The following is a 14,752-nucleotide window of genomic DNA, read 5'->3' on the forward strand; positions in this document are numbered from 1 at the left end:
TTTATGAACCTCCAAAAACATTGAGATTATGATTCAATTTATTTTCAGGCGGTTTCTCCATATTTTTCCGGCCTTTATCGGCATCACCCTGCTGACCTTTTCACTGATCCACCTCATTCCCGGGGACCCGGTTGAACTGCGGGCCGGGGAGCGGGGCATTGATCCGGCCCGCCATGCCAGACTCAAGGCACAGATGGGGCTGGATGACCCGCTTTATGTCCAGTATTTCAGATATATCAAAGGGGTCGTCCACGGGGACCTGGGAAAATCCTTTGTCACCAAAAAGCCCATCCTCAAGGAGTTTTTCTCCCTGTTTCCGGCCACCATGGAGCTGTCCATCTGTGCCATGATATTTGCGGTGGCCATCGGGCTGCCCGTGGGGATACTGGCCGGGGTCAAGCGGGGATCGGTATTCGACCATTCGGTGATGGCCGTGTCCCTGACCGGCTATTCCATGCCCATTTTCTGGCTGGGGATATTGTTTATCCTGCTCTTTTCCGTCCATCTGGGATGGACACCGGTATCGGGGCGGATTTCGGCCATGTTCTGGATCGATGCGGATACGGGCTTCATGATCATCGACGCCTGGCGGTCCGATGAAAAAGGGGCCCTTGTGTCGGCCCTGCGCCATCTGATTCTGCCCTCCGTGGTCCTGGGGACCATCCCCCTGGCCGTGATTGCGCGGATGACCCGCTCCTCCATGCTGGAAGTCCTCCAGGCCGACTATGTGCGCACGGCCAAGGCCAAGGGGCTTTCCCCTTTCAGGATCACCATGATCCACGCCCTGCGCAACGCCATGATTCCGGTGATCACGGTGATCGGGCTACAGACCGGGGTCCTCCTGGCCGGGGCCATCCTCACCGAGACCATTTTTGCCTGGCCCGGGGTGGGCAAGTGGATGGTGGAATCCATTTCACGGCGGGATTATCCGGCGGTACAGGGGGGGATCCTCATCATCGCCACCATGATCATCCTGGTCAACCTCTGCGTTGACATGCTCTACGGCATCATCAATCCCCGTATCCGGCACACCTGATTGGAGGACCCATGACTGAAAATTCAATTGCACCATCCGGCGCTGACGCTGCTAAGGCTGCCACCGCTGCCGGCACCGCCCTGGGGCCGGACCATCCCTTAAAAGAATTCTGGAAATACTTCAGTGAAAACCGCGGCGCCGTGGCCGGCCTTTATTTCATACTGGCGGCCATTCTGGTGGCCGTCTTTGCCGATGTTCTGGCCCCCCACAGCCCCTTTGAGCAATACCGGGATGCCATCCTGGTGCCGCCCTTCTGGCAGGACGGGGGGAGTTCTAAATTTTTGCTGGGCACCGATGATGTGGGCCGGGACATCCTTTCCCGCCTGATCTACGGGGCACGGCTCTCCCTTTTTGTGGGCGTGATCGTCGTCACCCTCTCCCTGGGAACGGGCATCCTTCTGGGCCTTACGGCCGGGTATTTTGAAGGGGCCTTTGAAATTGTCATCATGCGGCTGATGGATATCATGCTGGCCCTGCCCAGCCTGCTCCTTGCCATGGCCATCGTGGCGGTGCTGGGACCAAGCCTGCAGAACGCCATCGTGGCCATTGCCGTGATCATGCTCCCCCATTACGTCCGCCTGACCCGGGCCTCGGTGATGGCGGAAAAGACCCAGGATTATGTGACGGCATCCCGGGTCTGCGGGGCAGGGCGGCTGAGGATGATGTTCATCGTACTGCTGCCCAACTGCATGGCCCCCCTCATTGTCCAGGCCACCCTGGGCTTTTCCTCGGCCATACTGGATGCGGCGGCCTTGGGGTTCCTGGGCATGGGCGCACAGCCCCCTACTCCTGAATGGGGGGCCATGCTGGCCAATGCCCTGCAGTTTGTCCAGCGGGCCTGGTGGGTGGTGACCTTCCCCGGCCTTTCCATTCTTCTTACCGTATTGGCGTTCAACCTGGCCGGCGACGGCCTGAGGGACGCCCTTGATCCCAAAATGAAGAGATAGTTGAAAAAGGTAGTTGAAATAGAGAGTTAAAAAAGGTGCGATAATGACAGAGTTGCTTGAAATAGAAAAACTATCGGTGGATTTTGACGGATTCAAGGCGGTGGATGATGTGAGCATTTCCCTGGGCAAGGGGCAGGTCCTGGGCATTGTGGGGGAATCCGGTTCGGGCAAAAGCGTGACCCAGCTGGCCCTCATGGGCCTGATCCCCTATCCCGGTATCATTGAGGCGGATACCCTTTCATTCGACGGCCGGGACCTGCTTTCCATGGCTTCCAAAAAACGGCGGGCCATCACGGGCAAGGAGGTGGCCATGATCTTCCAGGAGCCCATGACCAGCCTCAACCCCTGCTTCACCGTGGGGTTCCAGATAAAGGAGGCCCTTAAAATCCATGAAGGGGGCAGCCGGGCCCAGCGGAAGGAACGGGCACTGGAGCTGCTCCGCCAGGTGGGGATCCCTGCCCCGGAGGACCGGCTCAAATGCTTTCCCCACCAACTTTCCGGCGGCATGTGCCAGCGGGTGATGATCGCCATGGCCATTGCCTGCAACCCCAGCCTGCTCATTGCCGACGAACCCACCACGGCCCTGGATGTGACCATTCAGGCCCAGATTATGGATCTGCTGCTGGACCTGCAGAAGGAGCGGCAGATGGCCCTTATCCTCATTACCCATGACATGGCCGTGATCGCCGAAACCGTTGAAAATGTGGTGGTGATGTATGCCGGACAGGTGGTGGAGAAAAATACCGCCAAAAATATTTTCAAGGCCCCCCGTCACCCCTACACCCAGGCCCTGCTGTCGGCCCTGCCCGAGCGGAATGAAGATTCCAGGCGCCTGCCCGTGATCCCCGGTGTGGTGCCGGGCAAGTACGACCGGCCCGGGGGCTGCCTTTTCCATCCCCGGTGCAGCCAGGCCCAGGAGCGGTGCAAAACCCTTTCCCCCACCCTGGAACAGACAGCGCAGGGCGCCGCCATCCGCTGCCATTATCCCCTGAATTAAGGAGTGCGCATACATTATGGAAAAAAATCCCATTCTCGTTTCAAAGGACCTGGCCCGGTATTACACAGTAAAACAGGGGGGGCTGATTAAGAAAAAGGCATCGCTTAAAGCCATGGACGGGGTGAGCTTCACCCTTGAAAAGGGGAAAACCCTGGCCGTGGTGGGGGAGTCGGGATGCGGCAAATCTACCCTGGCCCGGGTGGTGACCATGATTGAGCCCCCAACGGCCGGAGAACTTCACATCGGCGGCATCCATGTGAATTCCTGCACCGGGGAGGAGCGCAAAAGCCTGAGGTCCAGGGTCCAGATTGTCTTCCAGGACCCATACGGCTCCCTGAACCCGAGAAAGAAGGTGGGGTCCATCCTCCAGGAACCCTTGACCATCAACACGAATCTGAACAGGGCCGAAAAAAAGGAAAAGGCCCTGGCTATCATGGAAAAGGTGGGGTTGAGCCCGGAACAGTATAATAGGTATCCCCATATGTTTTCAGGGGGGCAGCGCCAGCGCATCGCGATTGCCCGGGCACTCATGCTCAATCCGGACATCGTGGTGGCGGACGAACCGGTGTCGGCCCTGGATGTGTCGGTGCAGGCCCAGGCCCTCAACCTGTTCATGGATCTCCAGGAGGAGATGAACCTGGCCTATCTCTTTATTTCCCATGACCTCTCCGTGGTCCGGCTCATCTGCGACGAGGTGCTGGTCATGTACCTGGGACGGCCGGTGGAGCAGGGGGACAAAAAGGTGATTTTTGAAAAGCCCCTCCACCCCTATACCGTGGCCCTCATGGCCGCCACCCCCCATGTGGACCGGGAGCGGCGCATGGGCCGTATTCGACTGAGCGGGGAACTGCCTTCTCCCCTGGATCCCCCTCCGGGCTGCCCCTTTCATCTGAGATGCCGCTACCGGACCGACTTGTGCAGCCTTGAACGCCCCCAGCTCAGGCACCTTGAAAATCGGCTGGTGGCGTGCCATAATGCGGAACAATTTTTATAGCAGAAAGACCTAAAATGAAACTATCGGATAAAATCGAAGAATTGACCCGGTCCATGGCCGATGCCGGCCTGGACTGCATGATCATCCCCCCCTCCGGGGACATGAATTATCTCATCGGATTCAACCCCGGGGGATGCGAACGGTTCCAGGCCGTGTTTGCCACCCGGAAGGGAGACCTTTTTTGCGTTACCAACCGGCTCTACCAGGAAGATATGGGGGCGGCCCTGCCGGAAAATACCCCCATGTACACCTGGGATGATGCCGGCAGTTTTCAGCAGGCCGTTGAAAAGGGGTTTGCAGCCCATGGCCTGACCCAGGCTGCCGTGGGCATCAACGATGCCGTCCGTGCCGTGGATCTCATGGCGCTCCAGACCCTGTTTCCTGACTGCCGGTTTGTGGACGGCGGCCCGGTGCTGTCGGCCTGCAGGATCATTAAAACCCCGGAGCAGATCCGGGCCATGAAGGCGGCCGGCGCCCGTGCCGATGCCGTCATGGACGAGCTCAAATCCTTTATCCGGCCGGGCATCACCGAACTGGATATTAAAAATTATATCCTGGATGCCTTTGCCAAGCAGGGGCTGGCACCCTCCTTCACCCCCATCGTGGCCTCGGGGGCCAATAATTCCAGGCCCCATTACAACAAGGACGGCCGGGTGATTACCGAAAAGGATGTAATCATCCTGGATTTCGGCTGCATGGTGGACGGGTTCTGCTCGGATACCTCCCGCACCTTTTTTCTGGGGGAGCCGGGGGAGCGGAACCGGGAGATTTACGCCATTGTAAAAAAGGCATTTGAGGCGGCGGCTGCCGCTGTCCGCCAGGGCGTCACCGCCGGGGAGGTGGACCGGGCGGCCCGGGATATCATTGAGGGGGCCGGATACGGGGAGTATTTCCTCAACCGCACCGGACACGGCATCGGCATGGATGTCCACGAAGAACCCTTTATCCGGGGGAACAGCCCCCGGGTGCTGGCGCCGGGCATGGCCTTCAGTATTGAACCGGGCATCTACATCCCCGGCGAGGTGGGCATGCGTATCGAGGATATTTATATTGTGAATGAAAAGGGCGAGGGGGAAACCCTGAACCGGTCCGACCGGGAACTGACCATTATTTGACCCGGCGGTTTCTAAAATCACTGCCAGGAAGCGGCATATGAATGAGATAGAAGACGATGACATAGCCCCCCGGGAAGATCCGAATCGGAAAATGAGCCGGGAGGAAATCATTAAAGCGGTGACCGAGCCGGGGGTTGAAGCCTCAACCGAAAAACGGTTTCTGGTGATTCCTTCCCTGGCATCCGAAAAGGTGGTTCTGGAGGAATTTCTGGACGGCCTGGGCCTTGCGCCGGATTCCAAAAAATATGAGATCCTGAAGGCCTATTGCAGTGAGAAGACTGCTTCTCTCATAGACATCAAGGCCATGATCCAGAGAATTGAACACCTGACCCCCGAGCAGTTGGATGTCCTTGAGGTGATTTGCCGGCGCCGGGAGTTCTCTGCAAAAAGAATCCTGGATGTCATCCAATCCATTAAAAAAACCGGAACCACCAAACTGCTTGCCCTCCGTGCCTTTGTGGACCTGGACCGGGTTGGGCCGGGTCCCCTTAACCGTTTTTTTTCAGTGATACTGCCCCAGGGCAGCCCCCAGGAAATGGGTAGGGAACAATACGAACAGGAGCTAAGGGAGAAGGCCATGCGCCCGGACCAGGTGGATGCCTTCTACACCCTGTGCACCGAAGTGCCGGCCATCTCCCACGGCAACGCCATATCCCTCCTTTTAAGAATCCGGAGTTTCGGCTTGCAGCATAGCCGGTTAATCAGCAAGTTCCTCAAGGCTGGTGTCTGCTTCGGGGAAAAGCATATTACCGATGACAATATTGTGGGGCTGGTTAATCTGCTTCAAAGCCTGCCGGAGCTAACCGATTCCGAAAGGTTCAACAAGATGGTTAAAAAAATGTCCAGGAGGCCGGACAACCAAAAAAAAGATTTCCAGTATCTTCTCCAGGCCTTCAGGGATGAAGTTGAAAGCGAGCAGCGTTCAGCTTCAGGTATCCGGAGCCTGTTTAAGGGCTGAAACTTAACTTCACCATTGGGAGCGGCATATGAGCGATATCAATGAGAACACCCCATTGAGGAACCACAACCGGAAAATGACCCGCCGGGAAATTATAAAGGCGGTGACTGAGTCCGGTGAAGAGGAAGTCAAAAAAAAGAAGCTGCTGGTGATCCCGTCCCTGAATGAGGAAAAGGTCGATTTTAAGCAGATCGCCCAGGGGCTGAATGTGGAACCGGATTCCACCCGGTATAATATTTTAAAAATCCTGTGCGAGGGAAAGAGCGTCACCCTGATCGATATTAAGGTCCTGATCCAGCGCATGGAAGACTTGAATGCCGAACAGCTCGGTATCCTCAAGGTGATTTGCCAGGAAAAGGGATTCACTGCCAAAAATATTCTCAACGCCGTACTGCCCATTAAGAAATTCGGAAAGGAAAGATTGCTTATCCTTCGCGCCTTTGTTGACCTTAAAGGCGGGGGGCCCGGACCGCTGAACCGGTTTTTCACGGCGGCACTGCCCCAGGGCAATCCCAAGGAACTGGGCAAGGAGGGGTATGAAAAAGAGCTTCAGGAGAAATTGATACGTCCGGATCAGGCAACGGTTTTTTACAATATCTGCTATGGAGTAAAAGAGACAACCCCCAGCACCGCCATCCAGGCCCTGCCCAAGATCAGGCAGCTCAGGCCCCAGCATACCCAGTTTTTAAACACGTTTCTCAAAGAGTATTCTGTTTTCGGCAAAAAGCCCATAAACAACGATACCATCCTCGGGCTCATCAATCTTTTTTTGACCCTGCCGGAATTTCAGGATGTTGTAAGATTCCGAAAATTCATCAAAAAATTATCCAGTAAGCCCGACGACAAGAAAAACGATTTTCAGTTTCTTGTTCACACCTTTAAAACGGAAATCGAAGCCGAAAAGGCAGCCGCCGGCGGTGGCTTTGCCGCCGGCATTAAAAAAATATTCAGTTGATCCGTACGCCTCGGCCGGCTATGGTCCCACGTATTCCAGGTGGGTAATGAAGAACAGGGTCAGGGCCAGGGCACAGGCGATCACGGGGGTGAGAAACCAGGCCAGGAAAATCCCCCTGAGGGTGGCCCGGCTCACCGTGTTGGTGCCCTTGATTATCCCGATGCCCAAAAGCCCGCCAATGATGGCCTGGGAGCTGGATACGGGGACCCCGATGAGGGTGTAGATGTGGATGGTGAGTCCCAGGGAAATGGAAACCATTAACGCCGAAAAAGGGTCCAATTTCACCAGTTTGTTCCCCACGGTTTCCATGACATGCCGGGAAAATGTCAGTATACCCAGGGCGATACTGGCCCCGCCGATGAGGGCTGCCTGGAATACGGTGAGTTTGCCGGCGCCCACAAATACGGCGGTGACGTTGGCGACATTGTTGGCACCCAGGGCATAGGCACCGTAGGAACCGAAGATGACAAAGCCGATTTTCATGAGCCGGTCCGAGGTGAATAGGCTCATTTTGACCCGGTTATAAAAAAAGGCACAGACCTTATACAGGGCAAAGGCGATAAGGGCCCCGCCGATGGGGGTGGTGAACCAGCAGGCGGCGACTTTTCCCAATCCGGAAATGTTCAGCTGGTGGTTCATGATGCCCACGCCGATGATGGCGCCCACCACGGCCTGGGAGGTGGAGACGGGCCAGCCGGCCAGGGTCATGATGCTCACGGCCAGGGCCGCAGCCACTGAGGCGATAACGGCCTGGGAGAGTTCGAAAGTGGTCAGGCCCTGCAGGGTTTCAATACCGGCCTGGCCGGAAATCACAGACCCCAGGAGTACAAAAAATGCCGCCAGGATTGCCGCGGTCCAGAATTTCATCATCCTGGCCCCGACGGCCGTTCCGAATACATTGGAGGCATCGTTGGCACCCAGGGCCCAGCCCATGAAAATGCCGCCCAAAAGGGAAACCATTTATACCTGCCTTTTTAATGCGAGAATATTCATTCGCTTGGAAACCCGGTCCGCCTGGTCCGAAATGTCGCCCAGCTTAAGGATGAGATCCCGGAGCTGGAGCTTCAGGAATGGATCCATATCTGAATTGAACACCGATTTAATCAGTTTTTTCTCAATATGGTCGCAATAGCTTTCCTTTTGGTCCACCTGCTTCATGAATTCCCGGATGCCTTTTTCTTTTTTCACCAGACAGTTCACCTGCAGGGGGATGATGCGGCAGGCCTTCATGCTGGCATCAATGAGGTCCCTGAGATCCGGTATCATATGATTTGGAAGCAGCAGATGCTGGTATTTGATCATGGACAGGACGGTTTCCATAATACCGGGGATTTTGTCCAGGGCCAAGATCAGCCTCATAATGTCTTCCCTGGAGTCTGGGATCAGGATTTTGCCGTACATGAGGTTGTTTAATTCGTTTTTTATATCGTCGGCTTTGGACTCGTATTTGTGGGTCTGATTCTTGAGGAAATTGAATTCCTCGCAATAGGGGTCATTGATGCATGAAAAAATGGCCTTTTGGAATGCCTCGCAGCTGAGGTTGAAATTTTCCAGATAGGCGTAGATCAGTTTCTCGACTTTTTTTTCTTTTTGGAAAAACAATTTAAACATTCGGGATGCGCTGTCCTTATAATTTAAAATGGTCAGAGGGCTTTGACGCCGTGGGGTTAAACAATCCTGAAAAGGGGGCTGCCTGTTTTTACGGCTGTCCCAGGGGTTGCCGCAGGGGACGCCATATCCCGGGGCAGGAGAATGACAAGGGTGGAGCCCATGTTAAATCGTCCCATTTCCTCATTCTGGCGGACCTGCCTGTTAACGGGAATACGCCGGCCGGGGGTGAACGGTGCGGAATGGGCCGTCATTTCAATGGAGCCCACAAAGGTGGCACCCACGGCCACCACATGGAAACGATGTTCCCTGGCGGTGAAGCTGGCGGTTACCCGTTCGTTGCGGATAAACAGGTTTTTAATATGGTTGACCCCGGCCCTGTTTACAGGAAAAAGCCGGTTGCCAAGATGGGTGAGCTGGTCCAGGCGGCTGTCCAGGGGGTAATGGTAGCGGTGGTAATTGGATGGGGAAAGGTAGACGACGGCCAGCCACCAGCCCTTTTCCCAGTCTTCGGTCATACCTGTCAGCTGGGACACCCTGTACTGCCAGCCTTTAACCTGGGTGGCCGCATCGGTGTTGATCTCTTGCAGTTCCGCCAGAACACCGTCGGCAGGGGATAGAAATGCGTTGGGATCGGCTGTTAGGGGCCTGGTTTCCGGGTTCAGGGGCCGGACAAAAAATTTTTGCAGGGAAGGGTAGTCCGATAGGCTGCCCCGGTAATCTTTCATATCGATATTATAAACAGCGGCAAATCGCCTGATTAATGCCTTGACCAGAAAACCGGGCTTTTGGATGGCGACGATCCTGCCGTAGGCCCGGCTCAGAACAGGCATGGAAAGAAGGGTTAATACTGACTTTATCATGGTGTTTCCTTATGGTTATTATATTTCCTTCAAGCATCTATATATGCCCGATCCGTTAAAAAATCAAACAGGGAAAGCCGGATAACGGATCGGCGAGTCTTTTCTTGACAAAGGCGGTGCATCCGTCTTACTACTTTTTTATGGATGCAGCGTGTTCCTAAATCAAAAAATTTCAGGATAAATACATGAGGGATTCCGGACAATCAAATTCGCCGGCCAGTTTTGCCCGTGGCATGAGGTTTTATGCTGTGATGCTGGCCGTTGTATGGGCTGCCGTCATCGCCTCGTCCCTGGCCTGGAATATATTTCAGACACGTAAGACCATCCGCTTGATGGCGGTGAAAGAGGCGCGCAGTCATTTCAACAAGGACCAGGCCGCCCGGTTCTGGGCAACGGCCCACGGAGGGGTTTACGTTCCAGTCGACGAACGGACCCCGCCCAATCCTCACCTTTCCCATATCCCTGAGCAGAACATCATCACCCCTTCGGGGAAAAAGCTCACCCTGATGAATCCGGCCTATATGCTCCGGCAGATGATGGATGAGTATGCCGGTCTCTACGGCGTAAAGGGGCGGATTACCAGCCTTAAACCCTTTCGTGAGGAAAATTTGCCTGACCCCTGGGAGAGAGCGGCCCTGCAGGCATTTGAATCGGGGGGAAAGGAGGTTTTTGAGTATATTGATATCAATGGCCAGCCCCACCTGCGGCTGATTCAGCCCATGTTCACAAAAGAGGAATGCCTCAAATGCCATGCAAAACAGGGGTATAAGGTCGGGGATATCCGGGGCGGGGTCGGTATTTCCATTCCCATGGCCCCTTACCTGGCCTATGAAAGGGGGGAAATCCGGAAATTGGCGCTTTCCCATTTTGTTATTTTCATGGTGGGCATGGCAGGCATACACCTTGGGTACAGGAAGCTGAGCACCGCCTTTGCCCTGCAGCTTGAGGCGGAACAAAAGCAAAAACAACTCACAGACCGCCTGGAAGCACTCCTGGCCAAACTTCCCGTGGGGATTGTGGTCATTGATTATGACACACGGGCCATTGTGGATGCCAATCCCCATGCCCTATCGGTCTTTGGATGCGCTTTGGAGAAACTGGCCGGGAAAATTTGTACCGACTACATCTGTCCGGCGGATAAGAAAAACTGCCCGGTGATTGATCAGGGACTGCACCTGGATAAATCGGAACGCGAGATCCTGACCTATGACGGGCAACGGGTGCCGGTTTTGAAAACCGTGATCACCACGGAAATAGACGACAGAAAAGTCCTCCTGGAATGCTTCATCGACATCACGGATAAAAAGAAGGCTGAAAAAGAACTGCTGGAAAAGGAACGGCTCCAGGTGGTGCTGGAAATGGCCGGCGGCGTCTGCCATGAATTCAACCAACCCCTTCAGGTCATTGCGGGAAATTGTGAGCTGCTGGCGGATGACGGGGAGCTGGATAAAACAATTGAAAAGGCTCTGCGCAACATTGCCGAGGCAGCGGACAGAATGGGCGGAATGACCCGAAATCTTATGAATCTGACCACATACAGGACAAAGCCCTACCTCAATTCACAGATTGCGGACATCACTCCCCGGGATCTGGGCCCGGATAATGATTCCGGTGGCCGGGGCAGTAAGTCTTAAATCATTGGCACCGTCCTCTTGACAGAGGCGCCGGCGGAGGCCCCAGGTGCCGGAAAAGGCCGTTGCGGTTCTGATCACCTTTTTTTCAGGGCCCGGACGATCAGTGCCCTGAAGGTGTGAAGGTAATGTTCGGTGTCATCACAGAATCTGACTTCTTCGGGATTCCAGTCCAGGTAAAGCATGGAAACAATTTTTTTGTCCCGGCCGATGGGTACCAGGGCAAAGGCCTTTGAAAAGTCGTTTTTTTTGAACCACATGGGGATCAGAGCCGCGTGGGAAGCAGACTGTACATCTTTCACGATGGCGATGGTGTCGTTGTGCAGGGATTGGTTGAAAAGGTCCCCGGATTTAATTATTTTGAATTTGAAATCCTCAAGAAATGCTTCCTGCCTGGTTCCGATGACATACCGGGCCACCATTGAATCGGTCCGCTTGTCCTTGATGCAGAAATTGATGTTGGTAAACCTGAATCCGTCTGAGAGATATTTGAGGCTGGTTTCGAAAATGTCCTGGATGCTGTAATCGGTTTCCAGGATCCGGGAGATGGCGGCGGTGCCGGTTTCAACCAGGGTTTTATCCTTGAGGCAGGGAACGGCTTCCTTCCTGGGCTTCTCAAGAGAAATATTCAACAGGGCCGCCTGTTTTAAGATTTGCTCCTCAGATGCCCGCAGGATTTCCTCAAGGGTGTCAGGGGCAATATCGAACAGGTGTTTGTACCGCCGCCGTATTTTGTCCAGAGCCTTTTGGTTGGCGCCATCATCGCTGCCGGGGCTGAGGCGGCATAATTCATCGGAAAACGAGCATACAAAGGGCAGAAAATCCTCGGGAGCCAGGTCGCCTTTTTTTACCTTAAAGGTTGTAATGGGCTTCATGGAATCGGTTACTATTTTGGGCATATGCCATTTCCCTGCCACCAGGATGCCCAGGTCCCTGTAGGAGATACCAATGGCCATCCGGGACGCGCGGTCGATGTTAATTTTATGCCGGGCCTTGATCTCTCTGATTTTTTTTGCCGTATTGGGGGCACATGCCGTCACCAGGTACTCTCCGAATCCGTAGAGTACTGCGCTGACTTGAAGCTTTTCCGATCCGACATATCCGCCTTTTTTGGCGATTTGTCCGGCAATGATGCTCCGCTGGAAATTTTTCAGGATCTGTTCCTTTAGCAGGGCTGAATCGCCTATATTCTGCATCAGTTCAATAAGTTTCAGGCTGGCCGCCATGAATTTGATCTGGTCGGTGCCGACAATGATCATGGCTTCTGTGATGGTGGATATACCGTCTGGAGAGAACTGGCCGTAGTAAGAGGAATTTACCAGTTTCAGCAGTTTGGCGGTCAAAGGTGCATCCTTTACAATAACCTGGGCGATATCGTTGGCAGAGGCATATTTGAGCTGCAGTATGCGGTTGACTTCGCCGATTTGGTTGGTAAAGGTGAGGAATGAATCGTCCTTGCGTATTTTTTTTAAAATCAGGCTGATGATTTTGTCCGGGGCTTCTCCGGAAAGCTGCGTTTTCTTTTTCTTCTTTTCAGCCGGCTCCCGGTCGGGCAGCTTGGGGATATCAAGGGTGTCCAGGTCAAAACCGGAGTGTGCAGTGTTGTCTTGTTCAGGCATATGCAGGCAAAAGGGTGTGTGGCCGGAACTCCGGCTTTTGGTTTGGGTTATTTGCAAGACTATATAGGTCTCTTGGGTGAGATGCAATGGATAAAAGGGAAGGGCAATGAAAAATTGCAATCGGCCCCACTGGTTGACATGGGGTGCCTTTAGTCGAAAATTCTGTCCAAGGCGGTTCTGGCGGGTATGGTTTGCCATAATTATTTTTATGACAGGCTTGCTCTAAGTTTATAGATTTGATACAATTTTTTTGATAACCCTAGGCGAAATATAATAAGGAAAGAAAAAGATGACCCTGATGGACCTGAAAAACCGTCGGAATGCCCACCGGATGAGCTTTAATGGCATGGTGGACCTTGTGGTGGAAGGCCGCCTTTATAAAGAAATGGGTGAAAATATCAGTGAATCAGGTATCTTTATCCAATCTTCCCGGCCGGAAAAGTATACGATTTTCGACAAGCTCACCCTTGCCTTCCAGGGGCCCGATGACAAACCGGTCAAGCATGTGGGCAGGGTTGTCCGCAAGGGCGGCGGCGGCATCGGTGTATTGTACCTGGACACCAATCAACCTGTGGCCTACCAGGCAAAACCCAATATCCAACCTTTTTTCAGTTAATCTCTGACGGTTTCTTGGTGGTGGCCGGTCCATGGCCCGCCGGGAAACGGCGCGTCTTTTCATCCGCCGCTGGAAAACTTCACGCTCCCCCGGCATCCGTATTCCAGGGAGCCGGGCCGTGCACGCCGGATTACCCCCACACCTGATTCCGGCCATTATGCTTTGCTTTGTATAGATTATTATCTGCCCGCTCAATGAATTCCTCTTCGGACATACCAGGCTCCGGCACGATACTTGAGACCCCTATGCTCACCGTTAAAGAAATCTGCGTTGCCCCATATGGCTGATCCATTTTTTTCACTTTCTGCCTGATTTTTTCAGCCATAACAAGCGCCTGTTCCCTGTTATTATCCGGCAATATCACGGCAAATTCCTCTCCCCCGTACCGGGCAACCGTATCTGTCCCCCGCCTGATGGTTTTTTGGAGCAGGGAGGAGATGCGCCGCAGGCATTCATCCCCCACAAGATGCCCGTGGGCATCATTGATTGTTTTGAAATGATCAATATCAATAAACAACAAAGACAGGCGGGACCGGGACCGGATACCCCGCTTCATTTCCTGTTTCAATGTCTGATCAAAGAACGTCCGGTTTTTCAGGCCTGTCAGCCCATCCAGGGTATTCAATTGTTCCAGTTCAACAGCGTATTCTTTAAATAGAAAAGAGGTCTTAAGCCCCTGCCAGTATTCCCGGTGTTGATTTTTGGTGACCGCATACATCCCGATCCAGTAAACCACAAATATAATACCAACAGAGAGGTTATAGGCATGGGATAAAAGCAGGAGGCATCCCCCTGGAGCAAGAAAGCCTGTGATCAGCCCGAGAGTCAGAAGTCTGCTCGGCACCAATGAGGATACGCCCCCGCCGGTCAGGCCGGCAGTCGCCACAACGAATGCCACATACATGTAGTTGAGTTCAGGCAGGATGAATGTCATGGCTGAGAATGTACCCCAGGCCAATGCGGCCACCCAGATGGTCGGATAAAACAATACCTTCCATAGCTGGGGGCTTTTTTGATAAATCCGGTTGAAATTCAGAATCAACCCGATCCTAAGGCCTGCAAAGAGTATCAATATGACTGTCATCCAAAGACAGATCTCCGGACTTTTCTCATAAAACTTATGGGGGACGATAATGGAAAACCATATCACCAGATAAATATAGGTGCCTGTAATGGACCGCTGCGAAATATCTTTATTGGCTTGAAATGCCATTTCCTGGGCAATATCAAAATCTGGTTTGTCCATAAATCCCCTTCGGTCCCATTTTCAAGGCTGCATGATTGATTTTAAGGTGTTTTATACCACACGGCCAGCCGCCAATGTCAATCAGCATTCTAAAAATATGCATCAGCACCGGACCTTTTTTCCGTAATGCCCGTGGGCGGTCGCGGCAGGCTCAGAATATATGCCCC

The 14,752-nt window shown here is 53.7% G+C and carries 14 protein-coding genes; 9 read left to right on the forward strand and 5 right to left on the reverse strand.

What is annotated here, in order from left to right; all coding sequences use genetic code 11:
• Positions 1-28 precede the first annotated feature (28 nt).
• The 7 genes from HUN04_22555 to HUN04_22585 are packed head-to-tail and all read left to right on the forward strand — an operon-like array spanning position 29 to position 7,002.
• Positions 29-1,036: an ABC transporter permease subunit gene (locus HUN04_22555; GenBank protein WDP92349.1), complete on the forward strand. Its 1,008-nt coding sequence runs from the start codon at positions 29-31 to the stop codon at positions 1,034-1,036.
• 11 nt (positions 1,037-1,047) lie between these two features.
• Entirely contained in the window at positions 1,048-1,983 is a 936-nt protein-coding gene (gene dppC, locus HUN04_22560) for a dipeptide ABC transporter permease DppC (GenBank protein WDP92350.1), read from the forward strand.
• 43 nt (positions 1,984-2,026) lie between these two features.
• Complete coding sequence (locus tag HUN04_22565; protein WDP92351.1) at positions 2,027-2,980, forward strand: ATP-binding cassette domain-containing protein; 954 nt, start codon at positions 2,027-2,029, stop codon at positions 2,978-2,980.
• Between the two features lie 16 nt (positions 2,981-2,996).
• Positions 2,997-3,974 carry an ABC transporter ATP-binding protein gene (locus HUN04_22570; GenBank protein ID WDP92352.1) on the forward strand — a complete coding sequence of 326 codons (978 nt, stop codon included), beginning with the start codon at positions 2,997-2,999 and terminating at the stop codon, positions 3,972-3,974.
• 14 nt (positions 3,975-3,988) lie between these two features.
• Positions 3,989-5,089, forward strand: a complete 1,101-nt coding sequence (locus tag HUN04_22575) for an aminopeptidase P family protein (protein ID WDP92353.1) — start codon at positions 3,989-3,991, stop codon at positions 5,087-5,089.
• Positions 5,090-5,126: 37 nt separating this feature from the next.
• Complete coding sequence (locus tag HUN04_22580; GenBank protein WDP92354.1) at positions 5,127-6,047, forward strand: hypothetical protein; 921 nt, start codon at positions 5,127-5,129, stop codon at positions 6,045-6,047.
• A 28-nt stretch (positions 6,048-6,075) separates the two neighbouring features.
• Entirely contained in the window at positions 6,076-7,002 is a 927-nt protein-coding gene (locus HUN04_22585; GenBank protein ID WDP92355.1) for a hypothetical protein, read from the forward strand.
• A gap of 18 nt (positions 7,003-7,020) precedes the next feature.
• On the opposite strand, the gene HUN04_22590 is transcribed toward HUN04_22585, so the two are convergent.
• Genes HUN04_22590 through psd form a run of 3 tightly spaced genes read right to left on the reverse strand, consistent with a single transcriptional unit; the run spans position 7,021 to position 9,473 of the window.
• Positions 7,021-7,962, reverse strand: coding sequence for an inorganic phosphate transporter (locus tag HUN04_22590; protein ID WDP92356.1), 942 nt, complete (start codon positions 7,960-7,962; stop codon positions 7,021-7,023).
• On the reverse strand, positions 7,963-8,613 hold the full coding sequence (locus HUN04_22595) for a DUF47 family protein (protein ID WDP92357.1): 651 nt from the start codon (positions 8,611-8,613) through the stop codon (positions 7,963-7,965).
• Between the two features lie 56 nt (positions 8,614-8,669).
• The gene (gene psd / locus HUN04_22600) at positions 8,670-9,473 is read right to left on the reverse strand and encodes a phosphatidylserine decarboxylase (protein ID WDP92358.1); all 804 of its coding nucleotides are present in this window, start codon (positions 9,471-9,473) and stop codon (positions 8,670-8,672) included.
• A gap of 185 nt (positions 9,474-9,658) precedes the next feature.
• Between psd and HUN04_22605 the strand changes: the two genes are divergently transcribed.
• Complete coding sequence (locus tag HUN04_22605) at positions 9,659-11,107, forward strand: DUF3365 domain-containing protein (protein ID WDP92359.1); 1,449 nt, start codon at positions 9,659-9,661, stop codon at positions 11,105-11,107.
• A gap of 74 nt (positions 11,108-11,181) precedes the next feature.
• On the opposite strand, the gene HUN04_22610 is transcribed toward HUN04_22605, so the two are convergent.
• Positions 11,182-12,723: an HDOD domain-containing protein gene (locus tag HUN04_22610; protein WDP92360.1), complete on the reverse strand. Its 1,542-nt coding sequence runs from the start codon at positions 12,721-12,723 to the stop codon at positions 11,182-11,184.
• 289 nt (positions 12,724-13,012) lie between these two features.
• Here HUN04_22610 and HUN04_22615 point away from each other — a divergent pair, with 289 nt between their 5' ends.
• Positions 13,013-13,339, forward strand: a complete 327-nt coding sequence (locus HUN04_22615) for a PilZ domain-containing protein (GenBank protein ID WDP92361.1) — start codon at positions 13,013-13,015, stop codon at positions 13,337-13,339.
• A gap of 130 nt (positions 13,340-13,469) precedes the next feature.
• On the opposite strand, the gene HUN04_22620 is transcribed toward HUN04_22615, so the two are convergent.
• On the reverse strand, positions 13,470-14,585 hold the full coding sequence (locus HUN04_22620) for a GGDEF domain-containing protein (protein ID WDP92362.1): 1,116 nt from the start codon (positions 14,583-14,585) through the stop codon (positions 13,470-13,472).
• Between the last annotated feature and the right edge of the window lie 167 nt (positions 14,586-14,752).

Origin of the sequence: Desulfobacter sp. (assembly GCA_028768525.1) — a bacterium.
GTDB lineage: Bacteria > Desulfobacterota > Desulfobacteria > Desulfobacterales > Desulfobacteraceae > Desulfobacter.

What these genes read in the sequence shown, in the direction of transcription:
- HUN04_22555 (WDP92349.1), top strand. Translation starts at nt 29, where the DNA reads ATGATTCAATTTATTTTCAGGCGGTTTCTCCATATTTTTCCGGCCTTT.
- dppC (WDP92350.1), top strand. Translation starts at nt 1,048, where the DNA reads ATGACTGAAAATTCAATTGCACCATCCGGCGCTGACGCTGCTAAGGCT.
- HUN04_22565 (WDP92351.1), top strand. Translation starts at nt 2,027, where the DNA reads ATGACAGAGTTGCTTGAAATAGAAAAACTATCGGTGGATTTTGACGGA.
- HUN04_22570 (WDP92352.1), top strand. Translation starts at nt 2,997, where the DNA reads ATGGAAAAAAATCCCATTCTCGTTTCAAAGGACCTGGCCCGGTATTAC.
- HUN04_22575 (WDP92353.1), top strand. Translation starts at nt 3,989, where the DNA reads ATGAAACTATCGGATAAAATCGAAGAATTGACCCGGTCCATGGCCGAT.
- HUN04_22580 (WDP92354.1), top strand. Translation starts at nt 5,127, where the DNA reads ATGAATGAGATAGAAGACGATGACATAGCCCCCCGGGAAGATCCGAAT.
- HUN04_22585 (WDP92355.1), top strand. Translation starts at nt 6,076, where the DNA reads ATGAGCGATATCAATGAGAACACCCCATTGAGGAACCACAACCGGAAA.
- HUN04_22590 (WDP92356.1), bottom strand. Translation starts at nt 7,962, where the DNA reads ATGGTTTCCCTTTTGGGCGGCATTTTCATGGGCTGGGCCCTGGGTGCC.
- HUN04_22595 (WDP92357.1), bottom strand. Translation starts at nt 8,613, where the DNA reads ATGTTTAAATTGTTTTTCCAAAAAGAAAAAAAAGTCGAGAAACTGATC.
- psd (WDP92358.1), bottom strand. Translation starts at nt 9,473, where the DNA reads ATGATAAAGTCAGTATTAACCCTTCTTTCCATGCCTGTTCTGAGCCGG.
- HUN04_22605 (WDP92359.1), top strand. Translation starts at nt 9,659, where the DNA reads ATGAGGGATTCCGGACAATCAAATTCGCCGGCCAGTTTTGCCCGTGGC.
- HUN04_22610 (WDP92360.1), bottom strand. Translation starts at nt 12,723, where the DNA reads ATGCCTGAACAAGACAACACTGCACACTCCGGTTTTGACCTGGACACC.
- HUN04_22615 (WDP92361.1), top strand. Translation starts at nt 13,013, where the DNA reads ATGACCCTGATGGACCTGAAAAACCGTCGGAATGCCCACCGGATGAGC.
- HUN04_22620 (WDP92362.1), bottom strand. Translation starts at nt 14,585, where the DNA reads ATGGACAAACCAGATTTTGATATTGCCCAGGAAATGGCATTTCAAGCC.